Genomic DNA, 23,476 nt, shown 5'->3' on the forward strand with positions numbered 1-23,476 from the left:
GGCCTTCGACGCTCAGGCCGTTGCCGCGGGACGCGACATAAAGCTCAAGCGCGATGAACTCTTCGCTGCCGGGCTTGTATGTCTCGGCGCGGGTGTCGCGCACGCAGCCTTTGAAACGCGAATGTGCGCCGTTCAACTTTGTGTTCTTCAGACGGTAAACCGGAAAGCCGTTGATCTGGCCCTGGCTAAGGTGGTCTGCGCGGATCATGCTGCCATAGCTGTCTTCGTGGCAGTTGGCGCAGGACAGTTCCAGCTGACCCGTGCGGGTGTAATACAGCTCTTTGCCCTTTTCCCACATGGATTGCGCAGGACCGTCAATGGCGACATTGACAGGCAGGCCACGCGACACAGAGGACAAAGCCGCTTCCATGTTGATCGCCGGACCCTTGTCGTACCCCCATGCTTCGGCACCCATACGGTTGGTGCGGCAGTCGTTCATCTGCATTTGCAGTGTCCGCACTTCGCCCGCCGCCTCGTTCCACTTGGGATAGGTGGCTTTGACGCCTGCCATGCTGTCCATGTCGTCGTGGCACGAGGCACATGATTTGCCCTCGGTCCCTTCCGCAGTTTCCCAGGCTTCCAACGCTTGCTCGACAAAAATCATGCCCGGATTGTCAAAGTCGTCCGACTGCATCGCGCGGGTCTCGGTTCCGCGAAACAGCCAGCCCGACATCACTTCGTCCAGCGCATCAGAGACATGCGCGGGCGCCGCCGTGCGCACAACCATTTCCGTTTCTTCATTCAGAACCAGTGTGTCGTCGACAGGATCGGCGAACGCACCTGTTGCTGTGATCAGCGTCGCCATCAAGGCGCTTGTCATTTTCCGCATGGAGTCCCTCCCAAGGTTGTCTGCGCTCACCCGATGGCGATTGATTTTGTCGTATCGTAGACCGAGCCGTCGTCGTCGTACCATGTGAATTTGAAATCACCGGCTTCGGGCACTTTTGCCTTGAATTCGAAGAACGGGTTGGTCGAGATTGCAGGCTCCATCTTGACGTCAACGACCATCTCGCCGTTGAATTCGCAGGTAAAGCGGTTGATGATCGAACGCGGGATCGCGTTGCCTTCTTTGTCTTTACGCTGGCCTGATTCCATCTTGTGGCTGATCAGGGTCTTGATGGTGATCGTGTCACCAGCAGCCGCTTTTTTTGGTACTTTGACGCGAGGTTTTACACCAGATGCCATGATAATTCTCCTGTTGGTCGATTAGCCGCCGCAGCCGCCGATTGTTACTTTCACGGTGCTGGAGGCACGCACAAACGAGCCGTCCTCAAGTTTGGCAATCGCCACAACATCCTGTGTCCCTGCAAGGCGGATACGTGTGGAGGCTGCGCGGGAAGCCGCAAGGGGGCCGAATTTGAAGGTCGCGACAGCGGGCGTCGGGTTGCCCATTGCCAGCACCATAATATCAACCGCTGTTTCGGAGGACACTTCGATTGGTACTGTGTTGCCGTTCTCGGCAATCTCTGGCGCAGTCAGGCTGATGTCGCCTGTGCCGACTTCGGCGCCGCCAGTAAATTCGGCGATCAGGTCTTCGGCTGCTGCTGAGACGCGCACAGGCAGACCCGCAATCAACAGCGCGCCTGCGCCCATTGCGATTGCATTACGTCGTGTAAATTCCATCGTTATTCTCCTTCATACTCCGAAGAGTTTGATTAGTCTTTCAGTGTCATCAGATAGGCGACGACATCTTCGATTTGTTGCGCGCTCAGCAGCGGGCCAAATGTCTCCGGATCGGCCGCTTTGCCTGTGTAGGCATCGCCGGGGCGTATAAAACCTTCGGTTTTGTAGAAGGACGGCATCATGCTGTCTTCGAACATGATCTTGGCGTTCGCGACGATGCCGCGCAACTCTGCCTCGGACCAACGCTCACCCGCGCCATCCAGCATGGGGCCGATTTCACCGTGGAACGGCACGTCGGCCAGATCGGTGACCATGTGGCACGCAACGCAGTTGCCCTGCCCTTTGTCGCCGACAATGATCCGCCCGTTTGCAGCATCGCCCGCAACGCCGGACAACGACTGCTCAACAGCGCCTTCAGTATATTTTACAGCCGTCGGGGCCACTTCTTCGGCATGTGCGCCTGCAGCCAAACATCCCACTGCGATTGCTGTGATGACAGAAAATCTCATACGTCCTCCCTCAGACTATGTCTGGTATACCGTAGCGCACTGAAACGTGATCAGGCAACTACAAATTCATGAAAATGAATTATTGGATTTGATCGCGCGGCAAACCGCACCAGCGGCCTTACTGTGTCTGTTCAGCGAACTTGCGGGCGTGATAGCGTTGAAAGCTTTCGTCGCCGGCGTAGCCTTCCTCCCGCACCCAGTTGAGCATATTGAACGTGGTATACCGCCCGAAGGCACCGGGCATGGTGGCAACGGCAGCGCGTGCGGCGCTGGTGTCCGCGGCCACCTCCTGCGGCATAAACAGGATCATCGGCGTAAACAGCGCGCCCCACTTTTTGACCATGTCCTTTTCAGACAGGCTTTCGCCGTCAAAATCCGTCACCTCGACATCGCCGAACATATTTATCTGAATAACAAAGTAGTTTTCCTCGATGTAGTCCGCGATCTCCTGAATCGGAAAAACTTCTTCGTGCATCTGCTTGCAATAGATACAGCCGCGCTGCTCGATCATAATCATCAGGCGCTTGCCCTCGTCATTGGCTTCGGCCAAATCCTCGCTCAGGTCTTTGAAGGTGTCGCGCATCCACGGCGCTTTGTGCAGGCCGTCATCACCCAGATCAGCCGCATGAAGCGGCGCAGCAAGGGCCAATATCACCGCGGCCCGTGTCAGCAGTTTCAACATCTCGAATCCTCCCTTTGGATCAACGCAAGACACCGATGTCGGGACCGACCCGCAGCATCCATTGCGCAATATAGTTCATTGAATTGGTCGCAATAAGCAGGCCAAAGACAATCAGCAGAACGCCCATGATTTTCTCGATTCGCCCCAGATGGCGGCGAAAGCCTTGCATCCAGCGCATGAACGGGCCGATGAAAAACGCAGCCAGCACGAAGGGGGCCGTCATCCCCAACCCATAGACAAACAACAGCAACGCACCGCTGCCCGCCGTATCCGTGCCCCCCGCCATAAACAGGATCGCGGCCAGCACAGGACCCACACAAGGCGTCCAGCCAAAGGCAAAGGCCAGCCCGATTACATAAGCCCCGATAAACCCCACATTCGAGGTCGCCCCCGAATCGGCCCGCAACTGGCGGTACAGAATCCCGATCCGCAGCACGCCCAGAAAATGCAGCCCCATCGCAATGATGATCGCCGCCGCAATCCAGCGCAGGATGTCGAAATATTCGCGCACGACCTGCCCGAACATGCTGGCGGCCGCGCCCAGCCCCATAAAGATGGTAATCACGCCCGCCGCAAAGAAGCACGCCGACAGCACGGCGCGGTTACGCGTGCTGCGATCAATCTGCGCCTCGGCCGAAATCTGGTTCATCCCGACTCCCGCCAGATAACTAAGGTAGAAGGGCACAATCGGCAGGATACAGGGGCTGAGAAATGACAACAGCCCCGCGAATGCCGCGCCAAGTAACGTGATGTCCATCATGATCAGCATCCAGCCTTGTACAATTCACATATTCATATTATGTTATTTGTACACCAAAGGTCAATTTCCATGTTCCTGCGCACACTTGCCCTGTCCCTTACTCTATTGTTTGCCAGCCTCGTGCAAACCAGCGCTGAGACGCGGCTGATTATGGTTGAGGAAAAGGGCTGCATATGGTGCGCCCGCTGGAACGAGGAACTCTCGGACATCTATCCCAAAACCCCCGAGGGAAAAGCAGCCCCCCTGCTGCGCATCGACATTCATGACACCCGCCCCGAAGGCATCACCTTTGCCCGCAGCCTGCACTTTACCCCTACCTTCGTTCTGGTCGTTGACGGGGTCGAAACCTCGCGGATCGAAGGCTACCCCGGCGAGGATTTCTTTTGGGGGCTCTTGGGCCAGATGCTGGCGCGGGCCAATGTTGACGTGAATAGCTGAAAACACATATGAACATTCGAATTCATAAATTATCCTTCGTAGAGCAAAGTTGAACTTATGGGCCTACCCGTTTTTGATACCAACATGTGTCCTGCCGATATGGACCGGATGGCTTCCAACGCGATGGACGCTGCAAACTTCCTGAAGGCCATTGGCCACGAAGGGCGGTTGATGATCCTGTGCCACCTTGCCTCTGGCGAAAAGTCGGTGACCGAACTGGAAGAGCTGCTGTCCTCGCGTCAGGCGGCGGTGTCGCAACAACTGTCGCGCCTGCGGCTAGAGGGTCTGGTAACGCCGCGCCGCGAGGGCAAGACGATCTTTTACAGCCTTGCCGACGACCGCGCAAAACAGATTATGGAGGTCGTCTATGACCTCTTTTGTCGCGACGACTAAGTGCGCCTGAAACCGCACCACCATGCTTGATCTCGTTTCCGAGCCGACGGCACTGGCCCTTGTTGGTCTGGTTGGCGGTATCCTGCTGGGCCTTGCGGCCCGCATGGGGCGGTTTTGCACACTGGGCGCAATCGAAGACCTGATGTACGGCGAAAACACCCTGCGTTTGCGGATGTGGGGCATCGCGATCGGGGTGGCGATTATCGGCACCTTCGGTCTGTCGGCATCGGGTTTGCTGGACCTGTCGCAAACGCTTTATATGATGCGCGGCTGGAACCCGTTCGAGAGTATTTTTGGCGGGCTGCTGTTTGGCTATGGCATGGCACTGGCGGGCAATTGCGGCTACGGCGCGCTGGCGCGGTTGGGCGGCGGCGATCTCCGCTCGCTTCTGATTGTGCTGGTGATGGGCATCGCGGCCTATGTCACCTTGGGCGGGCTGCTGTCGGGGATGCGGCTGGCGGTATTCGGCGCCCCCCTGCCCGCCGATCAAAACCAGAGCATTGCGGAAGCCGCCGCCACGCTCAGCGGGCTGGGGGTTGAGACAGCAGGCATCCTGATCGGCGTCCTGTTCATTGGGCTGACCCTGACCCATCGCGGTATGCGCACATCGCCGTCCTATGTGATCTGGGGCGCTGTTGCGGGTGTTGCGGTTGTGTCGGGCTGGGCAGGTACGCAATGGATCGCGCAGGCGGGATTTGCAGATACCCCTGTGGTTAGTCACACATTCTCGGCCCCTTTGGGGGAAACGGTGCTGTACCTGATGACCTCGTCCGGCAATGCCATCAGCTTTGGCACAGGCTCTGTTGCGGGGGTTTTGGTGGGCGCGTTGGCGGGCAGCCTGATCAAGGGCCACTTCCGCTGGGAAGCCTGCGACGACCCCCGCGAGCTGCGCCGCCAGATTTTGGGCGCAGCGTTAATGGGCATCGGGGCGGTTGTGGCCGTAGGGTGCAGCGTGGGCCAAGGGCTATCGGCCTTCTCGACCCTGTCCTATAGTGCGCCTGTCACGATGATCTGCATCATGATCGGGGCGGCGCTCGGGCTGCGCCAACTGATCTGGGGCTTTGGCCCCGCATCCTGAGCCTGGTTATCGCCGGTTTTCAGCAACCCGTATTTGCGCAGCTTCACATAAAGAGACTGGCCCAACATCCCCGCCGCCGTGCGGCTGACATCGCGCACCGCCATCGTTGACCTCCGCCAGATCAAGAAACGCTCCATGCACCCTAAGCACCGCGCCGCCCGCGTCCACAAACACCATCGCATCGCCTTTCGGGTGTCACTTCGCGGGTTCAAGAGCTTTGAAAAGCCCCGCCACGGGCGAAGCGGGGCAGGCATCGCGTATTTGATGGCCAAATGAGCCATCAAAGTTCAGGCCGTAAACGATCGCAATGCACCCGAAGGGGGCGAGCGGTCGCACAAACGCGAGCGGCCCGCGTGATGCGGGTCGCTCGTTTGAGTTTATAGGCAAAATAAAGAAGGCGCAGCGCTGTTGTCTTGGGGGCGCGCTTGTTCTTTAGCGCCAGTCGAAGAAGTCGGGCCCTGCTTGGGACAACAGCTTTTGCGCCATTTCCTTGCCTGCTGCGGTGCCGTCTTCGATGGGGCAGCTTATCGCATTGTTAAGAGCTTCCGAGCCATCGGGGCGCAGGACTTCGCCGCGCAGATGGAGCGTGCCGCCGTCAAGCTCTGCCAGACCGGCGATGGGTGTTTCGCACGAGCCATCCAGTTCCAACAGGAAAGAGCGTTCTGCCGCGAGCCGTTGGCCGGTGGGCGTGTCGTGGATCGCCTCCAGCATCGCGGCCACGTTTGTATCATCCATCCGCCGCTCGATCCCGATGGCGCCTTGGGCGACGGCGGGCAGCATGACGTCTGTCTCGATCGCTGTGTGCGGCACCTCGTCCATCTTCAGGCGGCGCAAGCCCGCCATGGCAAGGAAGGTCGCCGCCGCAACGCCGTCATCAAGCTTTTTGAGGCGGGTTTGCAAGTTGCCGCGAAACTCGACCACTTCCAGATCGCCGCGTTTCAGCATCAGCTGCGCACGGCGGCGCAGGCTTGAGGTGCCGACAACCGTGCCTGCCGACAGCTCGGCCAGTGATTTTGCAGTGGGCGAGATGAACGCATCGCGCACATCTTCACGGGGCAGATACGTGTCCAGAACCAGCCCTTCGGGCTGCAACGTGGGCATGTCCTTCATCGAATGCACCGCGATGTCGATCTTGCCCGTGAGCATGTCGGCCTCGATCTCGCGGGTGAACAACCCCTTGCCGCCGATCTCTTTCAACGGGCGGTCGATGATCTTGTCACCGGTTGTTTTGATCACAACAATGGTGAAGGCCTCGAACGGCAAATCAAAGGCATGAGCCAGACGTTCGCGCGTCTCATTTGCCTGCGCAAGCGCCAAGGGCGATCCACGGGTGCCGATCATCAGCGGTTGGGCGGGAGTGGGCAATTTCAATGTCATAAGCAATCTCTAACGGTGTGGACCAAACCTGACAACTCTTGTGCATCCCCCCTGCTTTATCGCATGGTGCCGCCAGCCAAATTTGGAAATAGAGACAACACATGAGCACCCAGAAAACAATCCTTCGCGCACTTGCGGGCGAGACACTTCCCACGCCGCCGATCTGGATGATGCGACAGGCGGGCCGCTACTTGCCCGAATATCGCGCCACCCGTGCGCAGGCAGGTGATTTTCTCAAACTGTGCTACAATCCCGAACTCGCGGCCGAGGTAACGCTGCAACCGATCCGCCGCTACGGCTTTGACGCTGCGATCCTCTTTGCCGACATCCTGCTGGTCCCCCAGGCTTTGGGCGCCGATCTGTGGTTTGTTACCGGCGAAGGCCCGCGCCTGTCCACAATCACGACACAGGCCGAGCTGGACAAGCTGGTGCCCGCAGATGCCATCCACGACCACCTCTCCCCCGTCTATGAGACGGTCAAAATCCTGTCAAAAGAGCTTCCCTCCGAAACAACGCTCATCGGGTTTGCAGGTGCCCCCTGGACCGTTGCAACCTATATGATCGCGGGTCAGGGCACACCCGATCAAGGCCCCGCGCATATGCTCAAATCCGAAAATCGCGCCGTCTTCGACAGCTTGATGGAGCGGATCACGGATGCGACAATCCACTATATGTCCAAACAAATCGAAGCGGGTGCCGAAGTCGTCAAAATCTTCGATAGCTGGGCGGGATCGTTGCAAGGCGCTGACTTCATGGATTACTCAATCAAACCCATGGCCCGCATCACCGCCGCCCTCAAAGAAAAGCACCCCAATGTGCCAATCATCGCCTTCCCCCGTGGCGCAGGTGAGCGATACGTCGGCACCCACGCGGCCATTGGCGCCGATTGCGTTGCCGTCGATGACGGCGTCACCGCAGAATGGGCCGCCGAACATCTGCAAACAGGCGGCTGCGTTCAGGGCAACCTGAAGTCGACCCATATGGTCACAGGCGGCGATGCTCTGGTGTCCGAGACCCGCCGCACCGTCAAAGCCTTCTCGAAAGGGCCACATATCTTCAACCTGGGCCACGGTATCACTCCAGACGCAGACCCCGAAAACGTCCAGCTGATGATCGACACCGTTCGCAACGGCTAACCACGCCTATTTTTCTGGCCCTAAATCCTGCGCGGGAATCGTCCCCCTGAGGACGATGGGGGCTGGCCCCCTGCCCCGCTAGATCAGGTTTGCTGCAGCACTGCGGATTCCACGACTAACGTGCGTCAGGCGTCTGAGCCGAAAATCAGCGCGCTGTGCTGCTCCATGTAGATCCGCAGCCAAGGCGTGAAAATCTCGGGTGTCTGGGCCAGCTCGGCCCGCAGATCATCCAGCGTGATCCAGCGCGTATCCATGACCTCGTCAGGGTTAGGCGAGAGAGGCAGGGCGCGGGACGCATTGACGACAAAGACCTCGACCAGCTCATGTTCGATCAGGCCGCCGCCCACATCGGCGCGGTATTCAACCTGCCCGCGGTGGGCGACCTGCACATCAGAAATACCCAGTTCTTCGCCCAGACGGCGCAGGGCGCAGATGGTACCAGGCTCCTCCCATTCGGGGTGGGTGCAACAGGTGTTCGCCCACAGGCCGGGCGTGTGATATTTGCCCAAGGCCCGCCGTTGGATCAGCATCGCGTCGCCCGCCATGACAAAGACGGACACGGCCTTGTGCCGCAGCCCGCGCAGATGCACGTCGAGCTTTTCGACAGGCGTTAGCGTGCCGTCTATCCACGCAGGGATCATGATTTTGGTCATTACGTCTCCGTCGCGCATCGGTTCAGACCCTTGTTGGCGAAGACAGTCTCATATCCGCGTCCGGGGAGCGAGCCCTGTCAAATGTGCGGGGGTTCTAACCCCGAATTACCAATGCGCCAAGGGGCGTGTTTGATCGGCAATTTTGTCATAGACACCCCGAACGATGGGCGCTGCCCATCGACGTTGGGGCGCGGGAGTATATCTGATTTGAAGCAGGCCTTCTGCATCGCTCCCTGTATGCGGAACAGCCGTCCCAAGCTCACTCCCCACTGGATTGACTGCCTCATAGGGGCGGAATATGTGTGACAGTATAATCCCTGGAAAGGCAGCGGCGCAGCCTTGAGGGCGCGTGATGCATCTATGCAAAACTATTTTCGCGCAAACCTTTCCGACGCCGCCAGACGGACTAGTTGAATTATCGAAGTTATAGGAGAACAAGCATGAAACAACTTGCAGCAACTGCTTTGGGCATTGCCCTGTTTACAGCACCCGCTTTCGCAGATGGCCACGCCACAGGCGACGCTGACTCTGGTGAGAAACTGTTCAACAAGTGCAAAGCGTGCCACATGATCGAAGACGAAGAGGGTAACACTATCCTCAAGGGAGGCCGCACGGGTCCGAACCTTTATGGCATCTACCAGCGCGTTGCAGGCTCTGCCGACTATAAGTACGGCAAATCCCTTGTCGAAGCCGGCGAAGCCGGTCTTGAATGGAACGAAGAAGAATTCGTGAAATATTTGGCAGACCCTAAAAAATATCTGGCCACATATAACGACGACAAACGTGCAAAATCCAAAATGTCGTTCAAGCTGAAGAAAGCGGACGATGCGGCAGATGTCTGGGCGTATCTGGTGTCTGTTGGTCCCGAAGTGAAAGCGGACTCTGACAGCTAATCGCTGGTCAAGACAGTCTTGTTAAATGGCGGTCCAGTCGGGCCGCCATTTTTCGTTTCACCGGATTGCGCAAGGTATGCGCCCCCAGCGGACAACCCGATCATAGCACACTGCGGGGTTGTCAGTGTCGTTGGTGCCTCCATAAGGTGTCAGGGTTCGTGCTGGATTTCCGAGAACACCGAACAGGCGTCGCCTGAATTTTCAACATGAATTCTTATCTCCTGACGCTGCGGCGGGATGCGGATTTTTGCAAAAATCCGGGCCGAAGTTTTGCAAAACTTCGTGTCACCCGGCGGCTTCTGTTTGCGTTTTCCGCCCTGCCGTTTCGCGGCGTTGGAAGGGGGCAAACCTATGGGGGCCGGTTCGGTGTTCCACCCATCCGTCGGCACGGATGCGGATCACGGCGCGGCGCGAGAACACAACGCATGCACCGACAGGGGCATCCCGCCGGTGTGGCAATAGCCGCCCTTGATGTTGCAAACGATCACCTTGAGCACAAAGGAAAATAGATCCCCGACTTTAGTTTTAGCAGCCTGTTGCAAACCGCCAAGGCAGGTCTTGCAGGATATTGATGCGGTTTTAACCGTCAGAATTTCCGCGAACAGGGTGAAGAAAGCATAAAGCGCGAGGGGGTGCTGGTCGCGCCAAGGAACGGCCATGCTAGCGGCCGTTCGGGGTATTCAGCCAATGCGTTCGTGGCAGCCAATGTGGCCCCCGCGTGTATGTGCATATGTCGTTTTTGAAACTGTCATATTGTCCTCCCATATGCTTGTTTGACCAATTGTCATGGCTCTTGGGCCACTGTAGGAATGTTGCAGCTGGGGGCAGCGTTGCTATCAATGCTGCGGGGGCGAAGATGACGATCAGACTGTTGCCTAGGCTGGAAACCGACCTTGGGATCGTCCTGTTCAACCGCAAAACCCGCACGCCCGAATTGCCCCCCGTGACGCATCAGATCCTAGCAAAAGCGCTGGATGAGTTGTTTGACGCGCTTGCCTGCGTGATCCGCCACGCAGAGGAGACGGCATGAGCGCGCAATTCATCACCTATCTGCTGCTGGGCGCAGTTGCGGGCGGCTTTATCAACGGGTTGTCGGGGACGGGGACCGCGCTGTTTGCGCTAGGGTTTTATCTGGCGGTGCTGGAGCCTATGACGGCCGTGGCCGTTGTCGCCCTTATGTCGACATTGGCAGGGTTGCAGGGGCTATGGATCGTGCGGCGCGAGATTTTTGCACAGCCTAAACGTCTTTTATGCTTTCTGATCCCCGGCTTGTTGGGCGTGCCGATTGGTCTGTCGCTTTTGCAGTTCATTGACGCGGGCGTCTTGCGCCTGGTGATCGCGACTTTGCTGATCGTGTATGGCGCGTATTTCGGGTTCCGCACGTCTCTGCCCGCCTTTTCGCGGCCGACACCTGTGGTGGATTCCGCCATCGGATTTATCGGCGGGGCGCTTGGCGGGGCGGCGGGGGTGTCGGGGGCGATCCCTGTGATCTGGCTGTCGTTGCGCCCGTGGACCAAGGCCGAGACCCGGGCGGTCTTGCAGCCCTTCAATATGGCTATTCTAAGCACCACAATTACGCTGCTGTTTTTCAAGGGGGCTTATGACCAGACGGCGCTGACCGCACTGGCAATTACGGTTCCCACAGGGCTGGTGTCGGCGCAGATCGGGATCATGGTCTTTCGTCGCCTCAGCGACACGGGATTTCGCCGCCTGCTGATCCTGCTGAGCCTGTTGATGGGCCTCGGCATTATGCTGAGCGAGGTTTTCTAGCTACCAGCGCGGACGTTGCGGACCCATGTGACAATGGCAAGGCGTGCCTCGGCGTCCATTTGCACGGCGTTGGGCGGCGGCATGGCGCGGCTGATGCCTGCGTGCAGGTAGATCTGGCTGGCTTGTTTCGCCACATCGGCGCGGGTTTCAAGATAGACCCCTTTGGGCGCCCATTTCATCGCGTTCCACACCGGTTCGCGCGCATGGCACATCGAGCAATTGCCGATCACCGCATCATAAGCCGCATCAAACCCCGCAGCAGAGGCAAAGCGTTCCTCATGCGCGGTAAGGGGGCGCGCCTCGGCGTCCTCCCATGTCTCGGTAGGGCGGATCGAGGACAGCCACGCGATCAGCACCATCAGCAGCACGGTCACCGCCCATGTCCAATGGGGGCCAGCGCCCGTGGCGTGCAGCGTGTTGAAATAGTGGCGGATCGTAACACCCGTCAGGAAGATCAGACTGGCGATGATCCACGCATATTCGGTGCCGAATGACAGCGGATAGTGGTTCGACAGCATCAGGAACACGACCGGCAGCGTCAGGTAGTTGTTGTGGGTCGAGCGGACCTTGGCGATCTTGCCATACTTTGCATCCGGCGTGCGACCCGCCTTCAGGTCAGCGACAACGATGCGCTGGTTCGGCATGATCTGGAAAAAGACATTGGCCGTCATGATCGTTGCGGTAAACGCGCCCAGATGCAGCAGGGCGGCGCGGCCCGTGAAAATCTGGTTATAGCCCCAAGACATAATCACAAGGATCACGAACAGCAGCAGCATCAAGGCGGTTGGCCGCTCGCTCAGCTTCGATTTGCACATGGCGTCATAGGCCAGCCAGCCAATCGTAAGCGAGCCACCCGAGATGGCGATCCCCTGCCATAGCCTCAGATCGGCCTTGGTCGGGTCCAGCAGATAAAGCTCTCCTCCGACCCAATAGACGATCATCAGCAGGGCAGCGCCCGAAACCCACGTGATATAGCTTTGCCACTTATGCCAGATCAGGTGGTCGGGCATGTTTGGGGGCGCGACCATGTATTTCTGGATGTGGTAAAAGCCGCCGCCGTGGACCTGCCACTCCTCACCGCTGACGCCAGTGGGCATGCCCTCGCGCTTTACCAGCCCCAGATCAAGGGCAATGAAAAAGAACGAAGCACCAATCCACGCCATCGCGGTAACAACGTGCAGCCAGCGGACCGAAAAGGCGACCCAGTCCCAGATGACAGCCAGATCATACATGGGTCAACTGCCCCGATAGGTGGAATAGCCGAAGGGCGACAGCAGCAGCGGCACATGGTAATGGGACGCCTCTGACATGCCGAAACGGATCGGGATGATGTCAAGGAAACGGGGGTCTTCGGGCGGCGTGCCTGACGCGGTGAGGTAATCGCCCGCGTGAAAGACCAGCTCGTAAGTGCCAAGGCTGAATTCAGCGGCGGGCAGGATCTGTTCGTCCGTGCGGCCGTCGGCGTTGGTGGTGAGGGTCCGCAGCGCTGTGCGCGTCTCGCCCTCGATGCGGAACAGCTCGATCCGCAGGCCGCTTGCGGGGCATCCGCGTGCGGTGTCCAGAACGTGAGTGGTGAGGTATCCGGTCATGGTGTGTCCCTTCAGTCGTAGGCGGCGTCGACGATGAATTCGACCCGCAGCACATCGCGGGCCAGCTTGGCCTCGCCGCAGGCGCGGGCGGGGGCGTGGCCCTCTGGCACCCAGTCGTTCCAGACCTCGTTGAGACCCGCAAAATCGCTCATATCCGCGAGCCAGATCGTGACGCGCAGCATCTTTTCCCGCGACGAGCCCGCCTGCACCAGCAGCGCGTCGATCTTGTCCAGACAGCCGCGCACCTGATCCTGAATCGTATCGCCTTCGCAGACCTGACCCGTCAGATAGGCCACGCCGTTGTGTTTCACGATTTTCGAGGACCGTACCCCCGCGTCGATGCGTTCGATCATAATGTCAGGCTCCGCTGAGTTGGTTTTCGTATTTGTGGCACGGATCACCCCGTGCAGGTAGATGCGTTATTTGCCCGACAGGCGCAGGCCCATATGGCGGTTTACGTCTTTATACAGAAGATAGCGGAATTTGCCTGGCCCGCCCGCATAGCACGCCTGCGGGCAGAAGGCGCGCAGCCACATATAGTCGCCTGCCTCGACCTCGACCCAGTCGTTGTTAAGGTTATAGACGGCCTTGCCCTCAAGCACATAAAGCCCGTGTTCCATCACGTGGGTTTCCAGAAACGGGATCACGCCGCCCGGCTCGAACGTGACGATGGTGACGTGCATGTCATGGCGCAGATCGGTGGGGTCGACAAAGCGGGTGGTCCCCCATTTGCCGTCCGTGTCGGGCATCAACGTGGGGGCGATGTCCTTTTCGTTGGTAATGATGACATCGGGATGGGGCAGCCCCTCAACCGCTTCATACGCCTTGCGGATCCAGTGAAAGCGCAGGGGCACATCGGTGTGGTTGTGCAGGGTCCAATCGGTTGCGGGCGGCAGGTAGGCATAGCCGCCTTCCTCCATCGTATGCGCCGCCCCGTCCACTGTCAGGGTCGCCGTGCCCTCGACGACGAACAGCACGCCTTCGGCCCCTGCATCCGCCTCGGGTGTGTCAGAGCCGCCCCCCGGAGCGACCTCCATGATATATTGCGAAAACGTCTCGGCAAAGCCGCTCAGCGGGCGGGCGATGACCCACAGCCGCGTGCCTTCCCAAAAGGGTAGAAAGCTGGTGGTAATGTCGCGCAACGTGCCTTTTGGAATGACCGCATAAGCCTCGGTGAAAATTGCGCGGTCGGTCAGCAGTTGCGTCTGCGGCGGGTGGCCGCCCGTGGGGGCATAGTATTTCGCGGTCATGGGTTTGGTCCCCTCTTGGGTGTTCATATCCCTGTCTACCCCAGCGGCGGGGGCAAAGACAGATATAGAAATCTGCGTTGTTCTGGTGGGGGCGCTAACCCTGCGATCAGGGCCAGCGCAAAAGGGACCTAAGGCATCGGCACATCGGTTGTGAACGCAGGGACCGAGTATCCTGCCTGCACCGCGGGCCGTGCGGCGATGGTTTGGTACCACGCCAACACGTTTGGATAGGCGGCAAGGTCGATCTCTTGCCACTCGAACCGAGAGACCCACGGCCAGCAGGCCATATCCGCAATCGTATAGATGCCGCGCCCGTCACCTGCGATGAAATCGCGCCCCTCGAGCCGAGTGTTCAGCACGGAATAAAGCCGCTTTGCCTCGGTGCTATAGCGCTGTTCGGCGTAGTCGGATTTGCCCTTGTTGTATTTTACAAAGTGATGGGTCTGCCCCAACATCGGGCCCAAGCCGCCCATCTGCCACATCAGCCATTCGACCATGCGCCAGTACTCCGCGCCCTCGCCTTGGAACTTTTTGTACTTATCCGCGAGGTATAGCATGATCGCGCCCGTCTCCATCATCTGGATGCCCGTCTCGTGATCGACAATCGCGGGGATGCGGTTGTTCGGCGCAATCTTCAGGAAATCGGGCGCGAATTGTTCATCCTTGGTGATGTTGATGGCGTGGACGGTGTAGGGCACGCCCAGCTCCTCCAGCAGGATCGAGACTTTGCGCCCGTTCGGCGTGGTCCATGTATACAAATCAATCATCGCGTAGCCCTTCGGGGTTGGGGGTTAAGCCGCACCAACGCGGTAGCCCGCGCGGGGGAAATGCACGCAGAGGGTGCCGACGTCTTCGGCCTCGCGCTCGATCACAACGGTTTCGGCATCGGCAAAGCGGATCTTGCCCGCGACGGGTTGTTCGCCGCCGTTTACATCGGGTTGGACTGTGACGGATTGGCCGACAGACAGGCCTTGGGGGTCGTGATCGGCGACGCCTGTGGGGGCGGTGCTGTGCGATGCTTTGGCCAGATCAATCGCGTCTTGCGGGTCCATCGGGGTTTGGGTGCCATGGCCAATGGCGCGCACATTGTCTTCCCACCGTTCAAGGTCTTTGAACTCTGCCAGAAACGACGCGCCGCCAGACCAGCGGCCGCGCAGGAACCACACAACGTGATAGAATTGCGCATCAATCGCGGCAGGCGCGTCGCCCGGCAAAAAGGCCCGCCCGTCCGACAGTTGCGCATCCAGCCACGACAGGGGGGCACGCATTTGCGCCACCAGATGCGGCAGGTCGGCGTTGGCTTGCTTTAGCGCAGCCGCCCAATCCTCACCCAGATAAAGCCGCCCACGGTCTTCGGCAAAATCCTTATCCAGCCCGTCGCCCGCAGCACCCAGAACATGGCGCACGGTTTGGTCGAACAAAAAGCCGTCTGTCCAGCGGCTTAGGCACCACATCAGCCCTTGATCGCCCGTGGGCATGATCGAAGGCGCGGGAAAGCGGTCCTCAAGCGCGCGGATGATGCACTGGCTGTCGCAATAGATGTCGGCCCCGATCTGCATCACGGGCGTGCGGCGGTAGCCACCTGTCAGCGCGGTCAGCATGGGTTTGGGCGGCAGGCGCGGAATCTCGACGCTGTGCCACGCCACGCCTTTGATGCCCAACACCACGCGCACCTTTTCGGCTACAGGCGATTGCGGGTAGGCGTGAAAGATAATCTGCGGTGCGGGATCGGACATAGGCGCCTCTCCTCCGGTCAGCTGGATTGCAGGCGCTTGAACAGCGCGGAGGTATCCCAGCGCCCGCCGCCCATTTTCTGCACGTCCTTATAGAACTGATCGACCAGCGCGGTCACAGGCAGGCTTGCGCCGTTTTCATCCGCTGTGCGCAGGCAAATGCCCAAATCCTTGCGCATCCAGTCGACGGCAAAGCCATGTTCAAAATGATCGGCCAGCATCGTCTCGTAACGGTTGGACATTTGCCAGCTACCGGCGGCGCCCTGGCTGATCACCTCTACCACGGCGGCACCGTCAAGGCCCGCTTTGTCCGCGAAATGCATCGCCTCGGACAGGCCCTGCACCAAGCCCGCGATGGCGATCTGGTTGCACATCTTTGTCATCTGGCCCGCGCCGCTGTCGCCGATGCGGCGACACAGTTTGGCATAGATGTTCATAATCGGCTCGGCGCGGTCATAGTCGGCCTGATCGCCGCCGCACATGATCGACAGCTGGCCGTTTTCGGCCCCTGCTTGCCCGCCCGACACAGGCGCGTCGACAAAGGCGATACCTTGCTCTTTCGCGGCTGCATAAAGCTCGGCCGTAACGGCGGCGGATACGGTCGTGTGATCGACAAAAACACTGCCCTTGGCCATTGTCGCAAAAGCTCCATCAGGCCCAAGGCAAACATCGCGCAGATCGTCGTCATTGCCGACACAGGCCATCACCATCTCGGCCCCCTCTGCCGCGGCGGCGGGGGTCGGGGCTGCGGTGCCGCCGTGCTGCTTTGCCCATGCGTCCGCCTTGGAGGTCGTGCGGTTATAGACGGTGACATCATTGCCCGCCGCCGCCAGATGCCCCGCCATAGGGTAGCCCATTACGCCAAGGCCGAGGAATGCAAGTTTGGTCATTGTGGTATCCGATCAGTCAAGAAAAGAGGGCGGGCGTGGCCCGCAGAGAATGCGCCAAAGGTGTCAAACACGCCAAAGCCCGTTGCGGGCTGCCGTGTGGCACTGATGTTGGGAGGGAGCATAATGATGTTGTCGAGGGTGGAAAAGGCCCCGATTGTCACTTGCGGCATCCCTAACGGTATCAAGGGCGGCTGTGGCGATGTTGGCCGCCCGAATGTCGGCGAACGACTTCGCCGTCCGGGACTGCCTGATAAGGGGTGCCGAGAAATGCTTCCTTCAGAACGTGCCACCGCTCCGGCATGCGCAGGGCTTGTTTAACCAGATGCAGATTTGGATTTCGGCGGCCTGTCTCTCGAAGTCCCGCGTTATTAACGATTGGCCAAGTAGTTTGATACAGCGCGTCTTCGTCTCGCCGCGACTTCGGTCCCCCGTGCTGTCTATGAGAAGGTTCAACGGCCCCGTGGAGCCGCGATACGGCAGGTTCACACTTAGTGTTTTCTGACGTCGACATAAGGTGCTGAAATTCGGCGCACCCCACTCCAGCCCGACCAGCCGCAGCATGCTCTGCACAACCCCGGTTGTCTGGCGAAGCGGTATGCCAAACAGGACCTTCAGCGTCAGGTAAGCCTGAATGGCAGCATCACTGAACTGCTGTTGCCGACCGCGCTTGCCGCTTGGTGGTGGTGCCAATCCATCTTCGGATCTAACCAGATCGACAACGATCCGCGCTGCTTTTAACTGTCATCGTAAGACGGCCAGTTCTTGGCCTCGTACTTCGCAGGGGCCCAACCGCTCATGTCTCCAGCTATCACGTTGAATTCTAACAGTGAATCCCACCAATCTATTTGTGTAACAAAGCCATCCACAACCGTCCAAAGGCGATCAATGACCGCGGCCAGTTCGGCAATTGGAAAGGCGATTTACGACTGCCTCAGCGCCAATTGGAACGCGCCCTTTCGCGATACACAAAGCCCGCCATGCTCAGAGCCAAACAGCCCGTCCGATTACAGTGACGTCTCAATATATTTTAGTAACTTCTGCAGGGCGTCCTCGCTTAAATCCGAGCGTATTTGCAAGGCTGTACCAGTCGCCTTGCGGGTAACGTCAACGCGCGTGCCCTTCTCTGTCGTGATTTTTTGCACCCGAGCTTTCGGACGGCCACCTCGCGTCGCGATATCCTCTGTGGCGGGCTGGTCGATCGTAAGGATAATGGCCTGAAGATCCGCCCATTCCTCGGTTGCGGAGGATGGAGCCCGCTGGGCCAGCCGTTCGCGCAACACGCCCCCTGCCCCGTCACGCAGCACCTTTGCGATGGAGAGCCCCTGCTTTTCCGTCAGGCTTTGCGGGTACGTCAGCACATCGCCAAGCTGTTCAAAAATCTGCGCAAAGGATCGAATCTTGGACCGCTTCGCTTTTGAGGCATGCGCGAACAGATTTGCCGTGGCCTCTGCAATATCGCTATAGACGCCGTTCTGCACAGCAAGCGTGACAATGCGGCCCCGTTCGTATTGTGACAGGTCCGCACGGATCTCGTTCTCCTCGACCATCGCCTCCATACTGGCGGCGGCAGAGGCCGCAGGCCGCACAAGCGCTTCGATCACGCCGACTTCCTGACCGGGTTGGCCGCGCAGCGCACGCACCGCGTGAAAGCGTCGATAACCCGAGATCAGGCCATAGCGCGGGCCACCCCCCTGCCCTTCCAGCTCAAACACCTCGACAGGCATGCGCAAACCATTGGCCAGAATAGCGGCCTTCAGCTCGGCAAACTCTTCTGTCTCCAGCGTCATGCGGTCGCGGGTGATTGCGGTGTCGTCGATCTGGTCCAAGGGGATCAGCCGCGCCACAAGACCGTGCGCCTCAACCGCCCTGTGCCGGTCCAGCTCGGCCAGTTTTGTGCGCGTCACGGGGTCCATCGCATTGCTGTTCATTGCAGTCTCCGCCGCCACTTGGGCAATCGGCGCCATCCCGGGATTGGGCGCGGTTTCGCGGCGAAACTCCTCTTCGATCTTACTGAGGTCTTCCACACTCGGCGCTGTGAGCTTGCGACGTTTAGCCATAATGCCTTACTCCTTTGTCTCTGCGGCGGGCGTTGCGTTCATCTGTTGATCACGCCACCAGCACCCCAGAATGATTTCTTTCACCTCGCCCCATGTGCGGTCGAACGTCTCGCGACCCCGCACATAGGTGTCGCGGTTGAACTCGCGATAGTCAGCCTCGTAGATGCCGCTGACCTGCTCCCCCGCCTGCCCGACCATGGCGGTAAAGTCCTGACGGTAGGTCGTCATGAAATCCCCGAAATAGGCCTGCACCACATTGGCAAGGTCGGTTTGCTGCGCAGGATCAAAGCGCGTGATCATGGCGCGCACGGCGTCCCATTCAAACCGCACCTCGTCAAGACCCGCCCTGCTCCGTGACTTATTCTCGCCGTCCTCGATGCTGGCGAAGGTGGAATACAGCATGTCGAAAAACCGCCCCGTGGAATCGAACTCAAGGAAGGACGCCCCCAAAGGCACCAACAAAATGTCCGTCGCGGCCAGCGCATTGATCGTCAGATACCCCAGCGCAGGCGGCGTATCGAGAAAGATCAGGTCGTATTTGTCCAGCAGCCCCTCATCCTCTAGAAAGCCCCCCAGCGCATCCCAAAGCGGCCATGACCCCAGCTGCATCCGCCAGACAGGGACCTGAAATTCCGCCCAGTAAAGGTTCAGCTGTGCGCCGATCAGGTCGATATTGGGCCAGTGGGTGTTCTGGATTACATCGTCCGCAGTGATCTCTGCCGCCGCCGTCAACGTCTCGTCCAGTGGTTTCGTCGCGAAACCGCCCGCTGCCAGCACGCTGTTCTCCGCAGCAAGGTGCCCCGCGAAATGCTTTGCGATCAACGGAAATGCCGTCTCCCATTCATCCGCGACTTTGCCGCCCAGAATGGAGGTCATCGACCCCTGACTGTCCAGATCAATCACCAGCACCTTGTAGCCATCCAGTGCCGCGCTCATCGCCAGATGCGCACAGGTCGAGGTCTTGCCCACGCCGCCTTTGAAGTTGGCCACAGTGACCACTTTGGCAGGCAGCCCTTCGGGCCGATAAGGCAGATATTCACGATCGCTCGCCCCCTCGGCGGCGAAATGCGTGCGGATGGCAAGGACCTCTTCGAGGGTGAACCATTTTGCACCCCCCTCCCCCGTGCCTTGCGGCAGATCTGGGTTCTGTTTCAGAACGCGGCGGAAATGCGCAGGCGCCAGCGGAATGAGGTATTTACAGACTTCCCAGGTCGAAAACTTGCGCAGCCGTTTGAGCCCGTCCGGCGCATAACCGCGCCGCGCCAGATCATCGCGCCCCTTGGCTGCGAAATTCGCGGCTTTGGCAAAGCGGGTGGTCGTCACAGGCTCGGCGAGTTTCTTTGCTGCCTTGGCCGGATCTATGTTGTAGTATGGCGGAAGCGGCGTATCTTTGCTCGTCATAAATCACCCTTGCATGTGCGCGTTTCTTCGCAATATCACAGAATATGCGTAATATCGCCAGTCTTGCCGCGCCTCTTTTCCCAAATATTGACAAGACGAACAGCAACATAACCTGTTGTTTAGTATATTTAAGACTCTTTAGATGATTTACCTTTCTAAAAACATAAATATATCAAAGGAATAACAGCACTTGGGGACCAAGATGCAGGATGAAGCGCACCATGCTGCGGGAGGAAAGGGGCCCGAATACGGGAGGAAGGACTCCGATTCGCGGGCAGCGTCACGCAAAACCGGATTTAGAGACTGAATTAGCTGGATTAGAGCCTGATGCAATCCGGCAGATGCGCGGTTGCGGTTTTCCATCCCGTATGCGGGTCCCTTTCAGAAGGGATGCGCAGTTCCGCGCGGCAATATCCTTGGGGACCCGCGAAATCCTTTACACAGGGTGCCTGACCTGCGACATTCACGTAAAAGAGTAGAGCGATGAATCAGGTGAATGACGCCAAGCTATCCGGAGCGCTGAGCAGGCCATCGGTGAAAAAGAATGTGGCGGCCATTCATGTGTCCGGCAAGCTCACGCTGTTGCAGCGTAAGCTGTCGAATGTGTTGCTGCTCAATGCCTATGACACGCTCGTCTCGCGCAGCTCTCACAAGATCGACGCACGCACCTTGTGCGTTATGGCGGGGTATAACTCCAACGACATCGACACGCTCAAAGCATCGCTGCGCGGGCTGGCCGAGACAGTGGCCGAGTGGGATATGCTTGATGAAAAGGGGCGGCAGGAATGGGGCGTCTCCGCGCTTTTGTCCTTTGCAAAGCTGAAGGACGGGGTTTGTGAATACGCCTATTCCCCCGCGCTTGCCGAAAAGCTGCATGACCCCAAGGTTTTCGCCCTGATCAACCTCAACATCCAGCGGCAGTTCAGCGGAGGTCACGCGCTGGCGCTTTATGAAAACTGCTTTCGCTTTGTGCGCACAGGTTCGACGGGGTGGTGGTCGCTGGAGACATTCCGCAGGCTGATGGGTGTGGACGGGTCCGAGTATTACCTGAGTTACAAACACCTCAACGCAAAGATCATCAAACCCGCCGTGGCCGAGGTGAACAAAGTTTCCGACATCACCATCACGCCCGAGATTCGCAAGCAGGGCAGGGCGGTCACGGACATCAGGTTCCTCATCGCACGCAATCCGCAATTGTCGATCCTCGACATTGATGACGGTGCCGGGCTGCGCAAGGGCGACACCTATGCGCAGCTGACCGCTTTGGGCGTGAGTGACCGGCTGGCGCGGCAATGGCTGACCGAACACGGGGAAGACTACGTTCGCGAAAAGCTCGATTACGTTTCGCGGCGAAACCATGTGAAAAGCCCCGTGCGTTATTTGCGAAGGGCGATAGATGATGACTATGCGGGCGAAGACGCGCCTGCCGATGCCGCGGCGCCCCCCAGTGACCGCGCCCGAAATCTCAAAGCGGTGCAGCGTGCCGTTGCCGCGCGCAACCCCACCCAGCGGGACGCCGACCGCGCCTTGTTCCGCAGCAGGTTGGCGGATGCCGTTCTGGTGGATGACTTTGACAGGCACGGCTGGATGTCTGCCCTCAACACCCAAGGCATCGTTGCCTTCTGGCAGGAATTGAGCCCTGACGTATTTGCCCCTTCCCCAAGGGATGATACGGGTGAAGTATCGGCGCAACCACGGGATCCAAAGCTATGAACACAGACCCCACCGAAACCGAGTCTGTCCGCCATTGGCGCGTCGAGCGGGCGGACGAGTTCTCCCTGATCGTTGACGCCAGCGATTACTTTAAAGCCCTACGCAAGGTGATACGTGCGTCGCGCCAACAGCTTTTGCTGATCGGGTGGGACTTCGATCTCGAAATCGAAATGCTCCCCGGGGAAAGTGATGCCGACGGATTGGCCCCTGACGGTCTGCCGAACAAACTGGGGCCTTTCCTCGAGAAGGTCGTTGAGGTGCAGTCCGAACTCCATATCTATATGCTGAAATGGAACGGCTCTGTGCTGGTAGCACCTGGCAGATTGGCCCCCACGCTGGGCCTTGCGGTGCTGGGCAGTGAGCGGATCCATCTGGCCCTTGACGGCCATCACCCCTTTGGCGCGTGCCACCATCAAAAGATCGTTGTGGCCGACGACCAGATCGCATTCTGCGGCGGCATTGATGCCACCGAAAGCCGTTGGGACACGTCAGAGCATTTGCCCGACGATCCCCGCCGCGTCGACAAAAAGGGCGAGCCGACAGCGCCTTGGCATGATGTGACCTCATCTGTGTCGGGTCCTGCTGCGGCGGCCCTTGGGAATCTGTCGCGCCACCGTTGGTTGCGCGCACGCGGCGAAACACTAGCCCCGCCCACACCGGCAAAGGATTCCATCTGGCCAGATGACCTCAAGGTCGATGCGGAAAACATTGATGTGGCCATCGCCCGAACCGAGCCGCCCTTCGACGGTGCGCCCCTGCGCAACGAGATAGAGGAAGCGTTTCTAGCGGGAATTCGAGAGGCCAAACACACCATTTATATCGAGTCGCAATATTTTGCGGCCGAGACCGTTTGCGCCGCGATCGAGGCCCGCCTGTCAGAGGAAAACGGGCCTCAAGTTGTTGTAATCAATCCTGAATATGCGCTCTCTGAATTTGAGGATGATGCGATGCACGAGCTGCGTGATCGCGCAGTTGCCCGCCTGATAGAAAAAGACGTGCATGACCATTTTCGCATCTACTTTCCCGTGACCGTCGCAGGGCAGCCCATTTATGTGCATGCCAAAGTGTTCATTGTAGACGGGGTCGACCTGCATATCGGATCGGCCAATATGAACAATCGGTCCATGGGATTTGACACTGAATGTAATGTGATTGTCATGGCGCAGCGGGACGCGGTTTCCGACATGCAAGACCGCCTTTTGGCCGAACATCTGGGTGTTAGTCAGACAGAGTTCAGAAAGACGCTGGAAAAAGAGGGCACGTTGATCGACACGATCGGGGCGCTGAATGGCAAGTCTGGCCGACGGTTGCGCGATCTCAAAAAACGCCCCTCGAACATGCGCAGCGCGATGCTTGCGGATACGCGGCTGATGGATCCGCGCTATCATCCGAACGAGGACACATCGACGGGGCAGGGGATCAGGCCGCGCCACCTGGGACTGGTGGCTGGCGCGGTGGCGCTTGGCTGGATTATCTGGAAAAAATTTCGCTGAAAAGAACAGCGGCGCATCCGCTAGGGGATACGCCGCTG

The 23,476-nt window shown here is 59.0% G+C and carries 27 protein-coding genes and 1 pseudogene; 9 read left to right on the forward strand and 19 right to left on the reverse strand.

Features of this window, described 5'->3' with window-relative positions:
• From soxA to ABMC88_RS17600, 6 genes are all read right to left on the reverse strand, one after another.
• Positions 1-829: sulfur oxidation c-type cytochrome SoxA (gene soxA, locus ABMC88_RS17575; protein WP_349578188.1), on the reverse strand; the 829-nt coding region annotated here is incomplete at its 3' end.
• Positions 830-855: 26 nt separating this feature from the next.
• Positions 856-1,185: a thiosulfate oxidation carrier complex protein SoxZ gene (gene soxZ / locus ABMC88_RS17580; RefSeq protein WP_349578189.1), complete on the reverse strand. Its 330-nt coding sequence runs from the start codon at positions 1,183-1,185 to the stop codon at positions 856-858.
• A gap of 21 nt (positions 1,186-1,206) precedes the next feature.
• The gene (gene soxY / locus ABMC88_RS17585) at positions 1,207-1,623 is read right to left on the reverse strand and encodes a thiosulfate oxidation carrier protein SoxY (protein ID WP_349578190.1); all 417 of its coding nucleotides are present in this window, start codon (positions 1,621-1,623) and stop codon (positions 1,207-1,209) included.
• Between the two features lie 32 nt (positions 1,624-1,655).
• The gene (gene soxX / locus ABMC88_RS17590; RefSeq protein WP_349578191.1) at positions 1,656-2,132 is read right to left on the reverse strand and encodes a sulfur oxidation c-type cytochrome SoxX; all 477 of its coding nucleotides are present in this window, start codon (positions 2,130-2,132) and stop codon (positions 1,656-1,658) included.
• A 118-nt stretch (positions 2,133-2,250) separates the two neighbouring features.
• Complete coding sequence (locus ABMC88_RS17595; protein ID WP_349578192.1) at positions 2,251-2,814, reverse strand: thioredoxin family protein; 564 nt, start codon at positions 2,812-2,814, stop codon at positions 2,251-2,253.
• 19 nt (positions 2,815-2,833) lie between these two features.
• Positions 2,834-3,574, reverse strand: coding sequence for a cytochrome c biogenesis CcdA family protein (locus ABMC88_RS17600; RefSeq protein WP_349578193.1), 741 nt, complete (start codon positions 3,572-3,574; stop codon positions 2,834-2,836).
• A 69-nt stretch (positions 3,575-3,643) separates the two neighbouring features.
• Between ABMC88_RS17600 and ABMC88_RS17605 the strand changes: the two genes are divergently transcribed.
• The 3 genes from ABMC88_RS17605 to ABMC88_RS17615 are packed head-to-tail and all read left to right on the forward strand — an operon-like array spanning position 3,644 to position 5,483.
• On the forward strand, positions 3,644-4,012 hold the full coding sequence (locus ABMC88_RS17605) for a hypothetical protein (protein WP_349578194.1): 369 nt from the start codon (positions 3,644-3,646) through the stop codon (positions 4,010-4,012).
• A gap of 57 nt (positions 4,013-4,069) precedes the next feature.
• Positions 4,070-4,405 carry an ArsR/SmtB family transcription factor gene (locus ABMC88_RS17610; protein WP_349578195.1) on the forward strand — a complete coding sequence of 112 codons (336 nt, stop codon included), beginning with the start codon at positions 4,070-4,072 and terminating at the stop codon, positions 4,403-4,405.
• 22 nt (positions 4,406-4,427) lie between these two features.
• On the forward strand, positions 4,428-5,483 hold the full coding sequence (locus ABMC88_RS17615; protein ID WP_349578196.1) for a YeeE/YedE family protein: 1,056 nt from the start codon (positions 4,428-4,430) through the stop codon (positions 5,481-5,483).
• Positions 5,484-5,915: 432 nt separating this feature from the next.
• Here ABMC88_RS17615 and hemC read toward each other — a convergent pair whose 3' ends face one another.
• Entirely contained in the window at positions 5,916-6,860 is a 945-nt protein-coding gene (gene hemC / locus ABMC88_RS17620) for a hydroxymethylbilane synthase (RefSeq protein ID WP_349578197.1), read from the reverse strand.
• Positions 6,861-6,961: 101 nt separating this feature from the next.
• Here hemC and hemE point away from each other — a divergent pair, with 101 nt between their 5' ends.
• Entirely contained in the window at positions 6,962-7,996 is a 1,035-nt protein-coding gene (gene hemE, locus ABMC88_RS17625; RefSeq protein WP_349578198.1) for a uroporphyrinogen decarboxylase, read from the forward strand.
• 125 nt (positions 7,997-8,121) lie between these two features.
• Here the strand turns inward: hemE and idi are convergent, their stop codons facing one another.
• On the reverse strand, positions 8,122-8,649 hold the full coding sequence (gene idi / locus ABMC88_RS17630) for an isopentenyl-diphosphate Delta-isomerase (protein WP_349578199.1): 528 nt from the start codon (positions 8,647-8,649) through the stop codon (positions 8,122-8,124).
• A gap of 440 nt (positions 8,650-9,089) precedes the next feature.
• Between idi and ABMC88_RS17635 the strand changes: the two genes are divergently transcribed.
• A complete protein-coding gene (locus ABMC88_RS17635) occupies positions 9,090-9,542 on the forward strand; it encodes a c-type cytochrome (protein ID WP_349578200.1) in 453 nt (150 codons plus the stop codon).
• Between the two features lie 398 nt (positions 9,543-9,940).
• Here ABMC88_RS17635 and ABMC88_RS17640 read toward each other — a convergent pair whose 3' ends face one another.
• Positions 9,941-10,201: a hypothetical protein gene (locus ABMC88_RS17640; RefSeq protein ID WP_349578201.1), complete on the reverse strand. Its 261-nt coding sequence runs from the start codon at positions 10,199-10,201 to the stop codon at positions 9,941-9,943.
• 197 nt (positions 10,202-10,398) lie between these two features.
• On the opposite strand from ABMC88_RS17640, the gene ABMC88_RS17645 reads away from it, so the two are divergent.
• Both ABMC88_RS17645 and ABMC88_RS17650 read left to right on the forward strand, forming a co-directional pair.
• On the forward strand, positions 10,399-10,572 hold the full coding sequence (locus ABMC88_RS17645; protein ID WP_349578202.1) for a hypothetical protein: 174 nt from the start codon (positions 10,399-10,401) through the stop codon (positions 10,570-10,572).
• Positions 10,569-11,312 carry a sulfite exporter TauE/SafE family protein gene (locus tag ABMC88_RS17650; protein WP_349578203.1) on the forward strand — a complete coding sequence of 248 codons (744 nt, stop codon included), beginning with the start codon at positions 10,569-10,571 and terminating at the stop codon, positions 11,310-11,312. Before ABMC88_RS17645 ends, ABMC88_RS17650 begins: the two co-directional genes overlap by 4 nt.
• On the opposite strand, the gene ABMC88_RS17655 is transcribed toward ABMC88_RS17650, so the two are convergent.
• The 10 genes and pseudogenes from ABMC88_RS17655 to ABMC88_RS17700 form a co-directional block, all read right to left on the reverse strand.
• Positions 11,309-12,544 carry a urate hydroxylase PuuD gene (locus ABMC88_RS17655; RefSeq protein ID WP_349578204.1) on the reverse strand — a complete coding sequence of 412 codons (1,236 nt, stop codon included), beginning with the start codon at positions 12,542-12,544 and terminating at the stop codon, positions 11,309-11,311. The genes ABMC88_RS17650 and ABMC88_RS17655 overlap by 4 nt on opposite strands.
• A gap of 3 nt (positions 12,545-12,547) precedes the next feature.
• Positions 12,548-12,901 (reverse strand): hydroxyisourate hydrolase, encoded by a 354-nt coding sequence (uraH, locus tag ABMC88_RS17660; RefSeq protein WP_349578205.1) that lies wholly within the window; start codon positions 12,899-12,901, stop codon positions 12,548-12,550.
• Positions 12,902-12,912: 11 nt separating this feature from the next.
• Complete coding sequence (locus ABMC88_RS17665) at positions 12,913-13,254, reverse strand: RidA family protein (protein ID WP_349578206.1); 342 nt, start codon at positions 13,252-13,254, stop codon at positions 12,913-12,915.
• Between the two features lie 66 nt (positions 13,255-13,320).
• Entirely contained in the window at positions 13,321-14,151 is an 831-nt protein-coding gene (locus ABMC88_RS17670) for a bifunctional allantoicase/(S)-ureidoglycine aminohydrolase (RefSeq protein WP_349578250.1), read from the reverse strand.
• 128 nt (positions 14,152-14,279) lie between these two features.
• On the reverse strand, positions 14,280-14,918 hold the full coding sequence (locus tag ABMC88_RS17675) for a glutathione S-transferase family protein (protein WP_349578207.1): 639 nt from the start codon (positions 14,916-14,918) through the stop codon (positions 14,280-14,282).
• A 24-nt stretch (positions 14,919-14,942) separates the two neighbouring features.
• On the reverse strand, positions 14,943-15,887 hold the full coding sequence (locus ABMC88_RS17680; RefSeq protein WP_349578208.1) for a glutathione S-transferase family protein: 945 nt from the start codon (positions 15,885-15,887) through the stop codon (positions 14,943-14,945).
• Positions 15,888-15,904: 17 nt separating this feature from the next.
• A complete protein-coding gene (locus tag ABMC88_RS17685; protein WP_349578209.1) occupies positions 15,905-16,774 on the reverse strand; it encodes an NAD(P)-dependent oxidoreductase in 870 nt (289 codons plus the stop codon).
• A 408-nt stretch (positions 16,775-17,182) separates the two neighbouring features.
• Positions 17,183-17,571 (reverse strand): annotated as a pseudogene (locus tag ABMC88_RS17690) (transposase); the annotation flags it as partial.
• Positions 17,572-17,778: 207 nt separating this feature from the next.
• On the reverse strand, positions 17,779-18,831 hold the full coding sequence (locus tag ABMC88_RS17695; RefSeq protein ID WP_349578210.1) for a ParB/RepB/Spo0J family partition protein: 1,053 nt from the start codon (positions 18,829-18,831) through the stop codon (positions 17,779-17,781).
• A 6-nt stretch (positions 18,832-18,837) separates the two neighbouring features.
• Entirely contained in the window at positions 18,838-20,232 is a 1,395-nt protein-coding gene (locus tag ABMC88_RS17700; protein WP_349578211.1) for an AAA family ATPase, read from the reverse strand.
• 483 nt (positions 20,233-20,715) lie between these two features.
• Between ABMC88_RS17700 and ABMC88_RS17705 the strand changes: the two genes are divergently transcribed.
• Both ABMC88_RS17705 and ABMC88_RS17710 read left to right on the forward strand, forming a co-directional pair.
• Positions 20,716-21,945 carry a replication initiation protein gene (locus ABMC88_RS17705; protein ID WP_349578212.1) on the forward strand — a complete coding sequence of 410 codons (1,230 nt, stop codon included), beginning with the start codon at positions 20,716-20,718 and terminating at the stop codon, positions 21,943-21,945.
• The gene (locus ABMC88_RS17710; protein WP_349578213.1) at positions 21,942-23,438 is read left to right on the forward strand and encodes a phospholipase D-like domain-containing protein; all 1,497 of its coding nucleotides are present in this window, start codon (positions 21,942-21,944) and stop codon (positions 23,436-23,438) included. Before ABMC88_RS17705 ends, ABMC88_RS17710 begins: the two co-directional genes overlap by 4 nt.
• Positions 23,439-23,476 lie beyond the last annotated feature (38 nt).

The sequence above is a fragment of the Sulfitobacter aquimarinus genome (assembly GCF_040149565.1).
Taxonomy (GTDB): Bacteria; Pseudomonadota; Alphaproteobacteria; order Rhodobacterales; family Rhodobacteraceae; genus Sulfitobacter; species Sulfitobacter aquimarinus.